Annotated in this window: 13 protein-coding genes; 6 read left to right on the top strand and 7 right to left on the bottom strand. The window is 63.1% G+C overall.

What is annotated here, in order from left to right; translation table 11 throughout:
• Positions 1 to 201: 201 nt before the first annotated feature.
• Together ACYVOC_RS17550 and ACYVOC_RS17545 are read right to left on the bottom strand one after the other, a co-directional pair.
• Positions 202 to 636: a DNA polymerase III subunit chi gene (locus tag ACYVOC_RS17550; protein ID WP_461162630.1), complete on the bottom strand. Its 435-nt coding sequence runs from the start codon at positions 634 to 636 to the stop codon at positions 202 to 204.
• Between the two features lie 6 nt (positions 637 to 642).
• Complete coding sequence (locus tag ACYVOC_RS17545) at positions 643 to 2,139, bottom strand: leucyl aminopeptidase (protein ID WP_116003831.1); 1,497 nt, start codon at positions 2,137 to 2,139, stop codon at positions 643 to 645.
• A gap of 23 nt (positions 2,140 to 2,162) precedes the next feature.
• Between ACYVOC_RS17545 and lptF the strand changes: the two genes are divergently transcribed.
• The 5 genes from lptF (at position 2,163) to ACYVOC_RS17520 (ending at position 7,049) form a co-directional block, all read left to right on the top strand.
• Positions 2,163 to 3,257: an LPS export ABC transporter permease LptF gene (gene lptF / locus ACYVOC_RS17540; RefSeq protein WP_461162629.1), complete on the top strand. Its 1,095-nt coding sequence runs from the start codon at positions 2,163 to 2,165 to the stop codon at positions 3,255 to 3,257.
• Positions 3,254 to 4,360, top strand: a complete 1,107-nt coding sequence (gene lptG / locus ACYVOC_RS17535) for an LPS export ABC transporter permease LptG (RefSeq protein ID WP_461162628.1) — start codon at positions 3,254 to 3,256, stop codon at positions 4,358 to 4,360. The genes lptF and lptG overlap by 4 nt, the downstream gene beginning before the upstream one ends.
• An 11-nt stretch (positions 4,361 to 4,371) precedes the next feature.
• Positions 4,372 to 4,761: a sirohydrochlorin chelatase gene (locus ACYVOC_RS17530; RefSeq protein WP_461162627.1), complete on the top strand. Its 390-nt coding sequence runs from the start codon at positions 4,372 to 4,374 to the stop codon at positions 4,759 to 4,761.
• Between the two features lie 39 nt (positions 4,762 to 4,800).
• Complete coding sequence (locus tag ACYVOC_RS17525) at positions 4,801 to 5,742, top strand: CysB family HTH-type transcriptional regulator (protein WP_116003827.1); 942 nt, start codon at positions 4,801 to 4,803, stop codon at positions 5,740 to 5,742.
• Between the two features lie 149 nt (positions 5,743 to 5,891).
• Entirely contained in the window at positions 5,892 to 7,049 is a 1,158-nt protein-coding gene (locus ACYVOC_RS17520; RefSeq protein ID WP_461162626.1) for a pyridoxal phosphate-dependent aminotransferase, read from the top strand.
• Here the strand turns inward: ACYVOC_RS17520 and ACYVOC_RS17515 are convergent.
• From ACYVOC_RS17515 to ACYVOC_RS17505, 3 genes are read right to left on the bottom strand one after another with little or no spacing between them, the layout of a single operon-like run.
• Complete coding sequence (locus ACYVOC_RS17515; RefSeq protein ID WP_461162625.1) at positions 7,035 to 7,907, bottom strand: YbgC/FadM family acyl-CoA thioesterase; 873 nt, start codon at positions 7,905 to 7,907, stop codon at positions 7,035 to 7,037. The two genes, ACYVOC_RS17520 and ACYVOC_RS17515, sit on opposite strands and share 15 nt — an antisense overlap.
• Before the next feature lie 5 nt (positions 7,908 to 7,912).
• Positions 7,913 to 8,875, bottom strand: coding sequence for an alpha/beta hydrolase (locus ACYVOC_RS17510; RefSeq protein ID WP_461162624.1), 963 nt, complete (start codon positions 8,873 to 8,875; stop codon positions 7,913 to 7,915).
• 22 nt (positions 8,876 to 8,897) lie between these two features.
• Positions 8,898 to 9,767 (bottom strand): 2-keto-4-pentenoate hydratase, encoded by an 870-nt coding sequence (locus ACYVOC_RS17505; protein ID WP_461162623.1) that lies wholly within the window; start codon positions 9,765 to 9,767, stop codon positions 8,898 to 8,900.
• 80 nt (positions 9,768 to 9,847) lie between these two features.
• Between ACYVOC_RS17505 and ACYVOC_RS17500 the strand changes: the two genes are divergently transcribed.
• Entirely contained in the window at positions 9,848 to 10,984 is a 1,137-nt protein-coding gene (locus tag ACYVOC_RS17500; RefSeq protein ID WP_461162622.1) for an iron-containing alcohol dehydrogenase, read from the top strand.
• On the opposite strand, the gene ACYVOC_RS17495 is transcribed toward ACYVOC_RS17500, so the two are convergent.
• A complete protein-coding gene (locus ACYVOC_RS17495; RefSeq protein ID WP_461162621.1) occupies positions 10,985 to 12,151 on the bottom strand; it encodes a patatin-like phospholipase family protein in 1,167 nt (388 codons plus the stop codon).
• A gap of 39 nt (positions 12,152 to 12,190) precedes the next feature.
• Positions 12,191 to 13,030, bottom strand: coding sequence for an HDOD domain-containing protein (locus ACYVOC_RS17490; RefSeq protein ID WP_461162620.1), 840 nt, complete (start codon positions 13,028 to 13,030; stop codon positions 12,191 to 12,193).
• Positions 13,031 to 13,063: the final 33 nt, after the last annotated feature.

Here is a 13,063-nt window from a genome sequence, read left to right as displayed (position 1 = left end):
AAACGCCTGATTTCTGAAGCGCCACCGCGGCGGCAGGAATGCCGGGCGGAACGGATGGACGAACAGAACTTGCCAATGCACCGACTGTCTGCGCAGGGCGCACAGCCGCAGATTCCGGCTTTGTGTCGATCGGTCCGGGTTGCACGACCTCGGTCAAGGTGGGCACGAACCGAGGCGGCGTTCTGGGTGGAAGGGTCGACATCAATCAGCTTTCTGCACCAGATCATGGCGGACCAGGCCATAGCCCTGCTGGGTATAGTGGCGCCAGCGCATGCGCGCATGCGCGCGGTCTGATTCATCATGGGCGCTGACCACCTCAACCAGCTTGCTATACCGTTCAAACGCCAGAGGAAGCGTATCCCCCAGGTTCAGCAGCACATCACGGTGGGGAGACTGGCTAGGGTCCGATGTCAGCACAATGGGCGATGCATCCAACAGTTGTGGATCGCTATCGCCGCGGCAGTGGGCCACAAAGTCGTGTGCCGACATGTTCCACAACAGAGCATCGACATCTTCCAGCACATGCTCGGGGCCCGTGATGACCAGGCGCCTGTCGTTTTTAAGGAGCTTGCGGGCATAGCGACACGCATGCACCAGCTTGTCTGGCGCATTGAAATGGAATTCAATGTCTGTCATGGCCTCTCAGGCACCCCGCGCGGGCCCCTTGCGTGGGCGTGCTTTGGGTTTTGCACTGACAGGCGCTGTCGCCGTGCCCAGCAGGTAATGCACTAGCAAGCCCACAGGTCGGCCCGTGGCGCCCTTGGCGGCCCCACCCTTCCAAGCCGTTCCGGCAATGTCCAGATGCGCCCAGGGAACACCCTCCACAAAGCGCTGCAGGAACTTGGCCGCCGAGATGGCGCCCCCAGGCCGACCAGCCACATTGGCGACGTCGGCGAAGTTGGTCTTCAAACCTTCGGCATAGTCATCGTCCAGCGGCATGCGCCAGCACAGGTCGTCGCTGGCCTCCCCCGCCGCCAGCAAGGCATTGGCCAGGGCATCATCCGAGGCAAACATACCGGTGCGCACGCCGCCCAGTGCGATCACACAGGCACCCGTCAAGGTTGCAATATCGACCACCGCCGCAGGTTTGAAACGCGCAGCGTAGGTCAACGCATCGCACAGCACCAGACGCCCCTCGGCGTCAGTGTTCAGGATTTCAATGGTCTGGCCGCTCATGCTGGTGACCACATCGCCCGGCTTGATGGCACGGCCATCGGGCATGTTCTCGCAGGCAGGGATCAGGCCCACGACGTTGATGGAGGGCTGCAGCTCGGCCAGCGCACGGAAAACACCCAGCACGCTGGCCGCACCGCACATGTCGAACTTCATTTCATCCATTTCGGGCGCTGGCTTGATGGAGATGCCGCCCGTATCAAAGGTAATGCCCTTGCCCACCAGCACCACGGGTGCCTGCGTTTTGGCAGCCCCGCTGTAGCGCAACTCGATCAGGCGCAAGGGCTCGTGCGACCCTTGGGCCACCGCCATGAAAGCGCCCATGCCCAGCCGTGCCACTTCTGGAGGCCCCATGACCTTGCACTGGATGCCTGGATGCTTGGCCAAGGCCTTGGCGGCTCCGGCCAGCAAGGCGGGCGTGGCATGGTTGGCGGGGCGGTTGCCCCATTCACGCGCAAATTCCACCCCTGTCACCACCGCCGCGCTGTGCTCGAAGGCATCGTTCACGGCATTTGCGTTGGCCACTGCGATCACCACGCGGACCAGGCTGCGAGCCTCTGCCTTGGGCTTGGTCGTGGTATAGACATAGCTGACCTGTGCCGCACCTTGCACAGCGGCTGCAACGGCGGCAGGCGATGCCAACGCCGCAAAACAGACAACGGCACGCTTGACAGCCGCTTGCCGAAACACGGAAGCGATGGCCGCCATGGCTTGTCGCACCGCGCGCGCATCGCCCTGGCCGATACCCGCCAGCACCACACGGCGGGCCGCAACCCCTTGTGGCTGGTACATCTGCAAGTGTTTTCCAGGCTTGGCGTCGAGGTCTTTGGCTTTGAAGGCCTGCGTGACCAAGTCAGAGAGCGCATCCGCTCCCGGAACGAATGCTTCTGGCACCAGCAGCACCAACAGATCACACTTTTCAGCAACTGCGCCAGCGAGGTTCAGGGTCTTCAGATCAAAGTTCATAATCAGCCTTTTCTGTCGTGCCAATGTTATTCGATTCATCCATCCGCAAGGAACTGGCCCGCAGCTTCGGCGCGACCGTGGTCGTACTGATTACCGTGGTCATGACCATGATGTTGATCCGCACCCTGGGTCAGGCCGCACGCGGCAGCGTCAGCCCTTCCGACGTGATGCTGGTGATGGGCTTTACCGTGCTTGGCCAGTTGCCCACCATCCTGAGCCTGAGCCTTTTCGTCTCCATCGTAGCCACTCTCTCACGGATGTACCGCGACAGCGAGATGGTCATCTGGTTTGCCAGCGGCCGTGGTTTGATAAGCCTACTCCCCCCGCTGCTGCGTTTTGCCTGGCCTGTGATGCTGGTGGTATCGCTGCTGTCTCTGGCGGTATGGCCCTGGGCCAACCAGCAGATCCAGGAAATGCGCACGCAGTACGAGCAGCGCGGCGACATCGACCGTATCGCTCCCGGTGAGTTCCAGGAGTCCGCCAACGGCACCCGCGTTTTCTTCATTGACAAGGAAAGCCAGGACCCGGAATCTGCCAGCAATGTCTTCATTGCCACGGCAGAAAAAAACCGCGAAACGGTGACATCGGCACGCAGCGCCAGACTGGAAGTGCGCAACGGCGAGCGCATGGTTGTGTTGTCGCAGGGCCAGCGGATGGAGTCCTCCACCGACAAGCCCGGTCTTAAGATCAGCGAATTCGCCGAATACAGCACCCGCATTGGCGAAGCCCCCCCCAGCGGCCCCAGTGAAGGGTCCGTCAAGACACGCAACACCCTGCAACTGCTGGAGCAACCGCTCCCCATCTACAAGGCAGAACTGGGATGGCGCCTGGGACTGGCATTTGCCGCTCTCAATCTGGTGCTGATGGCACTGGCTCTGTCCAGCGTGAACCCACGTGCGAGCCGCAGCGGAAACCTCATGTTTGCCCTGTTTGCTTTCATCGTGTATTACAACTTCATGACTCTGGGCCAAAGCTGGGTCGGCGCCGAAAAAATCGGGCTGACAAGCTACGTGACATTGCTGCATGGCGGAACCATGGCTCTGGCATTGCTGCTGCTGGGGGCGCGCCACCACCAGTGGACACCGCGCAGGCTATGGCAACGCGAGGGCACAGCATGAAAACCATACGCAAGCTGGTGCATCGGGAAATCATCACCGCCGTGGCCTTTGTCACGCTGGGGTTTCTGGCGCTCTTCTTTTTTTTCGACCTGGTAGACGAACTGCGCTGGGTAGGACGCGGCCCTAACGGGGGTTACGAAGTCTCGCACGCAGTGCTCTTCGTGGCGTTGAGCATTCCCAGCCACCTCTACGAGCTGCTGCCCATCACCGTACTGATCGGAACCATCTTTGTCATGGCGCGACTCGCGCAAAGTTCTGAATTCACCATCATGCGTACCAGCGGCCTGGGCCCGGGGCGTGCGCTGCGCACCTTGCTGGCACTGGGCGGGATATTCGTGCTGATCACGTTTGGGGTGGGCGACTATCTGGCGCCACTGAGCGACAGAGCTGCACAACTGGTGAAAGCCAGCCAATGGGGCCGGTTGACCACAGGCGCCACGGGGGCCTGGCTCAAGGAACGCCAGGATGGAAACTCGTTTGCCGTCAACGTGCGCTCCATCAACCCCGACGGCAGCATGCACGATGTGCGTATTTTCGAGTTCGATGCCCAGGGACGTCTTGCGTCCAAAACCCATGCGGTTTCTGCACAGTTCCAGGACGATGATGCCTGGACACTGAGCCAGGTTCAGCGCAGCGCCTTCCAACTTCTCTCTGGAGACGAAGCGCGTGTGCAATACCAGAATGAACCCAGCATGCGCTGGCCTACGCAAATCAGCGCCGATATGGTGGCTGCTGCAGTGCTCAAACCGGACCGCATGGCCACGCTAGACCTGTTCCAGTACATCCGCCACCTGCAGGCCAACGGGCAGTCGGCCCAGCGCTACGAGATCGAGTTCTGGCGCAAGGTGTTCTATCCCCTCAGCTGCCTGGTGATGGTGGTGCTGGCCCTGCCCTTTGCCTACCTGCATTTTCGTGCAGGTTCAACGGCAGGTTATGTCTTTGGTGGCGTGATGGCCGGGATCAGTTTCTTCTTGCTCAACAACCTGTTCGGTTTTGCCGGCAATCTGCAAAATTGGTCGCCCTGGCTCACCGCAGCGGCTCCAGGCATTATTTATTCCTTGCTCTCGCTGGCTGCATTTGGCTGGCTGGTTCTCAGGCGCTGACTTCTCCCACCATGACCACACTCCCTCTCACCGGCATCGTGCTGTTTGCCCACGGCTCGCGCGACCCTCTTTGGCGTGCGCCCATCGAGGCCGTGCAAACTTATATCCAGACCCATAATCCGCAGATGCCAGTGCGGTGTGCCTATCTGGAGCTTTCCACCCCCGATCTAGGGCAGGCCGTGCAGGAACTGATCGACATAGGTACCCATTCCATCACCATCGTTCCCATGTTCCTGGGCACCGGCAAGCATGCCCGCGAAGACCTGCCTGTGCTGCTGGAGGATTTGCGCGTGCGCCACCCACAAGTGCGTTTCAACACCCAGACTGCCATTGGCGAAGACCCGCGCATGACAGCGCTGATGGCTTCCATTGCCTGCGGCGAAGAGACCATCGTTAGATAAATGCAGCATAATGATGCGACTTTTTAGCCGTATTCAGATATGAATCTGCACCAATTTCGCTTCGTCCAGGAAGCCGCTCGCCGCAACCTCAACCTGACCGAGGCTGCCAAGGCGCTGCACACCTCACAGCCGGGGGTCTCCAAGGCCATCATCGAGCTGGAGGGCGAACTGGGCATCGAAATCTTTGCACGCCATGGCAAGCGGCTCAAACGCATTACCGAGCCGGGCCAGCATGTGCTCAAAAGCATCGAACTCATCATGCGCGAGGTCGGCAACCTCAAACGCATCGGAGAACAGTTCAGCGCCCAGGACAGCGGCACCCTGAGCATTGCCACCACCCACACCCAGGCGCGCTATGTACTGCCCGTGCCCGTGGCCCGGTTGCGCGAAACCTATCCCAAGGTCAATATCAGCCTGCACCAAACCACGCCAGACCAGGTGGCGCGCATGGTGATCGACGAAGTGGCGGAGATCGGCATGGCAACCGAATCGCTGGCCGAGTATCCCGAACTCGTCACCCTGCCCTGCTACGAATGGCAGCATGTGCTGGTGATGCCGCCCGGCCACCCCCTGGCCCAGAAAGAGCGCCTGGGCCTGGACGACATCGCGCACGAACCGCTCATCACCTACCACCCGTCCTTCACGGGGCGCGGCAAGATCGACCACGCCTTTGCCGCCCGCCGCCTGCAGCCCCGGATCGCACTGGAGGCCATCGACTCCGACGTGATCAAGACCTACGTGCGCCTGGGCCTGGGCCTGGGCATCGTCGCCGAAATGGCCATGAAGGACGACCCGCTGGGAGACCTGGTGGTGCGCCCTGTGGGGCACCTTTTTGGTCAGAGTGTGGCGCGCGTGGCCTTCAAGCGTGGCGCCTACCTGCGCAATTTTGTTTACAAGTTTGCCGAGCTGCTCAGCGACCGGCTGAGCCGCGATCTGGTGGCCCGCGCCATGAGCGGCCAGGTGAACGATTACGAGTTATGACACTCCCCCCTGTGCCGCTTCGCGTCGTCCCCCGCCAGGGGGACGACGCCCGTGGCCGGGCAAGGCCCGTTCCACGGCGTCCGCTGGCGCGGCCTGCTCGGCGGCCATCGGATGGGCGCAGCGACGCCCATTGACAGGAAACCATCCCCATGAACGAACGCACGCCTGCCATCACCAGCCGCCTGCCCCAGGTGGGCACCACCATCTTCAGCGTCATGTCGGCCCTGGCGGCCGAGCATGGCGCGGTCAATCTGGGCCAGGGTTTTCCAGATTTCGATTGCGACCCGGCGCTCATCGACGCGGTTCACCAGGCCATGCGCGCCGGGCACAACCAGTACCCTCCCATGCCGGGTATCCCCGCATTGCGGAAGACCGTTGCTACAAAAATTGAAGCCACTACCGCACGCCAGTATTGCCCTGATGCCGAAATAACCATCACAGCTGGTGCTACACAAGCCATCCTGACCGCCATTCTGGCCATCGTGCATCCAGGCGACGAAGTGATCGTGCTCGACCCCTGCTACGACAGCTATGCGCCCAACATCACGCTGGCGGGTGGCACCGTGGTGCGCGTGCCGCTAACGCCAGGGAGCTTTCGCCCCGATTTTGCCCGCATCAGTGCAGCCATCACGCCGCGCACGCGCGCGCTCATCATCAACAGCCCGCACAACCCCAGCGCCACCGTCTGGAGCGCGCAGGACATGCAGGCGCTGCAAGACCTGCTGGCACCGACCGACCTCTTTCTCATCAGCGACGAGGTGTACGAGCACATGGTGTTTGATGGCGCCGAGCACCAAAGCGCTGCGCGCTTTCCAGGCCTGGCAGCCCGTGCCTTCATCGTGTCGAGTTTTGGCAAGACCTTCCATGTTACTGGCTGGAAAGTCGGCACGGTGGCTGCCCCCGCAGCACTCACCGCCGAGTTTCGCAAGGTGCACCAGTTCAACGTCTTCACGGTCAACACGCCCATGCAGCACGGGCTGGCCCGCTACCTGCAGGACCCTGCACCCTACCTGCAGTTGCCCGCCTTCTACCAGGCCAAGCGCGACCTTTTCCGCCAAGGGCTGGAAGGCTCGCGCCTGCGCCTGCTGCCCAGCACGGGCAGCTATTTCCAGTGCGTAGACATTTCGGCCGTGAGCGACCTGGGCGAAGCGGATTTTTGCCAATGGCTCACGCGTGAGATCGGCGTGGCCGCCATCCCTCTGTCGGCCTTCTACGGTGACGGCTTCGACCAGCGCGTGGTGCGCTTTTGCTTTGCCAAAAAGGATGAAACGTTGCGCGAAGCCATCGCCCGCCTACGCAAGCTGTGACGACAGAGCCCGTTCCATCGGAACGAGCTGCAGCCCCGCCTCCATGAAGGGCGCGCCGCACACGGCAAAACCGGCACGTTGGTAAAAGGCCTGGGCGCTGGCTTGGGCATCCAGCGCAACGCGGCTGTCGCCACGCTCCTGGGCGGCCTGCACAAGAGCGTCGAGCAGCATGCTGCCCCACCCCGCGCCGCGCAAAGACCGGTCCACCGCCAGCCGCTCAATGCGTGCCACGCCGGCCACCGACGGCAACAATCGCCCCGCAGCCACCGGCATGTCCAAGGCGTTGTGCAGCACGGCGTGGACTGCCGTCGCATCCTGTCCGTCGGACTCCTCTTCAAGGGCAACACCCATTTCTTGCACGAAAACTTCTTGCCGAACCCGTGCGGCATCCTTGCCTAGAGCGCTCCATGTGCCCACCTGCGCGGTCACCACCGGGTGACCTGCCTCGTAGTCGGTCAGCAGTTTGCGCAGCGCTGCAGGCACTGGGCGCGATGTCTGGGTGGCCGGGTCTGCAAACACGTACACCAGTTCGCCCTCGATCAAGCGCTGGTCACCCCGGAAGATGCCCGTCTGGAACAACACCGATGAATTGCCCATGCGGGCGCAGCGCAGGGCGACATCCAGTGTGTCATCCAGAATGGCTGATGCGTGGTATTCGACGGTGGCCTTCTTCACGTACATCTCGCCGCCCAGCACCTCCATGCTGGCCTCGTACGGCAAGGCCAGGGCACGCCAATAGTCCATCATGGCCGTGTCGATGTACATCAGGTAATGGGCGTTGAAGACAATCTTCTGCATATCAACCTCGACCCAGCGTACACGCAGGCGATGGAAACAGCGAAATTCATAGCGTTGCATGGTGCTCAATCTCTCTCGAAAGCCCGGCGCAGCGCAGCTGCCGCGTCGGCATGGGCCTGGCGCGCTTCGGGGATGGCGCGGCCCATCTTGATGAATTCGTGCGTCACGCCGCGGTAGATCTCCAGATCCACCGCCACGCCCGCCGCACGCAGTTTGTCGGCGTACTCAACGCCTTCGTCCACCAACGGATCACATTCGGCCAGGCCCACCCAGGCAGGTGCCACGCCATCAACATCCGGGGCGAACAACGGCGCAAAACGCCAGTCCTCGCGTTGCTCCCGCGTGCTCACATAGTTGCCAAAGAACCAGCTGATCGCCGGTTCCTCCAGCACCAGGCCGCGCGCATACGTAGCGTGCGACGGAGTGTCCTGGTGCGCGGCACAGCCCGGATAAAACAGCAACTGCAGTGCCAGCGGTAAACCGGCGTCGCGCGCCAAAATGGCATTCACAGCAGCCAGCGTGCCGCCTGCACTGTCCCCCCCCACCGCCAGCCGGGCAGGGTCTGCCCCCAGGGTGTCGGCGTGTGCGGCAAGCCAGGCCAGGGCGTCCCAGGCATCGTTGCTGGCCACCGGGAACCGGTGTTCTGGTGCCAACCGGTAGTCCAAAGACACCACCATGCAGCCCGACAGGCGGGCCAGTTCGCGGCACAGAACATCGTGCGTCGCAATGCTGCCAATCGTGAATCCACCACCATGCAGGTACAGCAGCACAGGCAGGCCTGCTGCATCCGATGGCGCATACAGGCGCGCAGCCAATGCATGGCCATCGCGGGCAGGAATGCGAAAGTCCTCTACCCGCGCAAGCTGGGCACTGGCCAGTTCCAGCACGCCCGACCCTGCCTCGTAGGCAGCCCGCGCGGCGCTCGGTGACAAAGTATGCAGCGCTGGGCGCCCAGCACGCAGCATGCCCTGCAGCACGCTGCGCATTGGCACCGTCAGGCGTTTGTGGTGGATATGCAGATCGCTCACAGTGCGCCCCCGGCGCAAGCCGTCACTTGAAGTTCACGCGCACAGGTGCCGCGCCCGCAAGACCGCTAAAGGTTGCGGTGACCGACAAGCCCGCCTTGGGAGGCAGCAGCGGCGAGAAAGAGCCCAAACTGATGAGGTCGCCCGGCTGCATGGCAAGTCCCTCCTGTGCCAGCGCACCCGCCAGCCAGACCACAGCGTTGAGCGGATGCTCCAGGATGTCGCTGCCCTTGCCCCCGCCCAGCCGTGCGCCACTGGCGTCCTGCAGGCTGACCTGCATATCGCGCAGCGCATCCAGCATGGCATAGCGCTCCGCACGCAGCACCGGCACAGCCACAGGGGCTCCAGCCACGCCCAAGCGGGCGCCCACGTTGATGGCGCTGACGCCGGCACCGTTGAGTTTGGGTGGCGCCTGCACCACCAGGTCGGGCAGCTCAATGAACGGAATCACCTGATCGATCGCCTGCAATACCTCCATGGGGGTCTTGGCCTGGTTGATGTCGGCGCTCTTGACGCGCACCAGCATGTCCGCCTCGTACAACGGGCGGGCACCAAAGGCAGCCTCCACCGTGGCTCCGTTTTCCAGCACCATGCCTTCGTAGAGCTTGCCCCACACCGGCTTGTCGGTGTTGAAACGCTTTTGCACAGCCGGATTGGTCAGACCCGCCTTGTAGCCCACCACCTTGCCCAGGCGAGGCTCCAACAAGGCATTGACCTTGGCACGGGTGCAGGCGCCGTCGGCGTCCGAGAGGCCTTCAATATTGGCCGCAGGCTGACGCGAGAGGTAATGCGCCACCAAATCGGCAGCCTGCGCATCACTCAGGCAAGCCGCCTGGGCGCTTGTCACAAAAGCGACGGCCAGGGCAAGGGGAACGAGGCGAGGCAACTTGGTCATGTCTGTCTCCGGGTTTAAAGTGTTTGCAGCAATCGTAAACGCAAGTAGCAATCTTCCGCCCCATACACCCCCATTCCACCATGGCACTCATCTACTACCTCACCCAGATCCAGTTCGACAATGGTGCCATCGGGCTCCTCAAGCAGGAATGCGAGCGCACCGGCATTACGCGCCCGCTCGTCGTCACCGACCCCGGCGTGAAGGCGGCAGGCGTATTGCAGAAAGCGCTGGATGCCCTGAAGGGCCTGCCGGTAGCCGTTTTTGACCAGACCCCCGCCAACCCGACCGAAGCCGCCGTGCGCGCCGCCACTGCGGTTTACAAGGCGCAGGGCTGCGACGGCCTGATTGCAGTGGGCGGCGGCTCTGCCATCGACTGTGCCAAAGGCATCGCCATCGCCGCCACGCACGAAGGCCCGCTCACGCACTACGCCACCATCGAAGGCGGGTCACCGCGCATCACGGACCGCGCAGCCCCCCTGATCGCCGTACCCACCACCAGCGGCACCGGTAGCGAAGTGGCGCGCGGCGCCATCATCATCGTGGACGACCACCGCAAGCTGGGCTTTCACTCGTGGAACCTGCTGCCCAAAGCCGCCATCTGCGACCCCGAACTCACCCTGGGCCTACCGCCCCTGCTCACGGCAGCCACCGGCATGGACGCCATCGCACACTGCATGGAGACCTTCATGTCGGCCGCCTTCAACCCCCCGGCCGACGGCATTGCCCTGGACGGCCTCACACGCGGCTGGGCGCACATCGAACGGGCGACGCGCAACGGCGCCGACCTCGAGGCACGCCTGAACATGATGAGCGCCAGCATGCAGGGCGCCATGGCCTTCCAGAAGGGGTTGGGCGCTGTGCATTCGCTCAGCCACAGCCTGGGCGGCGTAAACCCGCGCCTGCACCACGGCACGCTCAACGCCATGTTCCTGCCTGCTGTGGTGCGCTTCAACGCCGAGGCGCAGTCGGTTCAAAAAGACAAGCGCCTCGAACGCATGGCCCATGCCATGGGCCTGACCAGCGCAAGCGATATTCCCGAGGCCCTCCGTGACATGAACGCCCGCCTGGGCCTGCCCACCGGCCTGGCCGCCATGGGCGTAACCGAGAGCCAGTTCGACGATGTGATCAAGGGCGCACTGGCCGACCACTGCCACAAGACCAATCCGCGCATTGCCACGGCAGATGAGTACCGCGCCATGCTGACCGCGTCCATGTAATCACAAGGGCTGCACGGCCCGCATGTCAGGCCGTTCCAGCCACTGGGCAAATTCCTCGGCCAACTGGCCGCTGGCCGATGTCGCGGCCTGCCAGGCGCGCACGCGGGCGGCAGTGTCGGTGCCGTAGTGCACAAAGTCCTGGCGATCGGGCAGTTTGCCGTTGGGCAGCGTGCGCACCCATTCGGGGTTGGGCGCCAGCAGCACTACGGAATCGAGCGCCGCAGTCGCCTTGTGGCGCCACCTCAGCGACTTGTCGAACCAGCCGGGCACCACCTGCGGCTGGAAATGCGGGTACAGCACCAAGTCTGCAGATTTTGATTGTTTTTGGCCTCCAGCGCTTACTGGACAAGCGCCAACAGCTATATTATTAATAGCATTTAAGGCGCTACCGTACTGCAGATGCAGGTGGTAGTCGGTGATGCCACCATCCCAGTAGGCCCCGGGCGGCGCCCCCGGAATGTGCTGCACGGCCTGCAGCACAAAGGGGATGGAGCAGCTGGCTTGCAAGGCGGGCAATAAGTTGGTTTGCGTCAGCAGCACCTGGCGCGTGCGGTAGTCGTGCGTTTCAAAAGGCAGCAGCGCACAGCCGCTGCCCGGCTGCTCACGGTCTGGCGAGGAAAACACCACGCGCTCCAGCCAGGCACCCAGGGTCTTGCGATGTACAGCGTTGCTCAGGAAAGCGCCCAGATACCCCAGTGGGGTGAGCACGGGGCGTTCACGGCCCAGCACATGGCGGCCCCGTGATGCCACGATGTGTAGCCGATAGCGCGGGTGCGCGAGCAGGTCTACCACCTGCTCGCCATAAAAGGCCTGCAGGGTCTGGCCGAAGCGTTCGCTCACATGCTGCGGCGTGGGTCGCTTGCGCCCGGGCGGCGGTTCGTAATGTTGGTGAATATAGTCGTGCTCCAGCCGCGCAAAAGCGGCTGGGCTGTCCGGCAGGCAGGCCGTGGCCATGCGCCAGGCGCCGATGGACGCACCCACCAGGTGCACCACTTGCTGGGATGGGGGCAACCAGTCGCCAAAGATGAACCGGTCGATCGGCCCCAGAATCAGGCCTTTGGGTCCCCCAGCTGCGGCGGAAATGGTGTGCACATCCTGCGGACGCAGGCCTTGTGCACGCAGGTGCCGCAGTGCGCTGGGGCCTGCGTAGATACACAAAGCTTTCATGCTGCGGGAAGCAGGCTGGCGCACAGCCATGGTCCGTGATCAGACCAGATAGTCCGCCGCCTCGGCACCGGCTTCTGGGCGCGGACTCCAGTCGATGGGGTCCTGGCGCAGGACCATATCAATGTCCAGCCCCAGGGCCAACCCAACTTCATCGGGGAAAGACACCACACGCTCCCTTTCGTCCAGGCCCAATTCATGCACACGCACACGCCAGACCGCCAGGTGGATCACCCCCGCCAGAGGCTCGTAGGTATCATTTTCAAACGGTGCATGTTGGTAGTTGAGGGCATCCACCACCACCTCGGGCAGTTGCCAGCGTCGCGCCAGGGCTGCGGTGACGCGGCTGTAGCAGTAGCCAAAGATGCGCGTCTCGATCTTGCCCCGGCGCAGGTCGAGCGGCGGCACCAGGGTGTTGAGCGACTGCACGCGCTCGGGATCAGACAGGTGGATCAGCAGTTCGCCCAGACCATGCAACAGGCCTGCCGTGTAGGCGGCAATCTGGTTCTGGTGCACGCTGCCTGCCAACGAGCGGGCGATCTTGGCCGTGTGCAGGCTGTAGCGCCAGAACTGCTGCAGATTGATGCCTGGCACCGACCGCGATGTCATGCCCAGCGGAGCCGAACTCACCAGCGTGCGCAGGTGCTGCGTACCCAGCAGCGCCAGCGCCTCCGGAATGCCCGCCACCTGGCGCGAGCCCTGGAACGCATCGGAGTTGGCCATTTCCAGCAAGCGGGCTGACAGCGCCGGGTCGGTGCCAAACAGCTGGTTCACACGCCGCAGGTTGGGCTCCTCATGGGCCAACTCATTCATGAGCAATGCCACGGTGCGCGGCAAGCTGGGCAGGACAGCGGGCAAGGCCAGCAGAGCATTCAAATCCATGGGGTCAGCGCTGTAGTGGAACTGAGATGGATG

It is taken from the genome of Simplicispira piscis (assembly GCF_054783455.1).
This window is presented reverse-complemented; position numbering and strand designations above follow the sequence as displayed.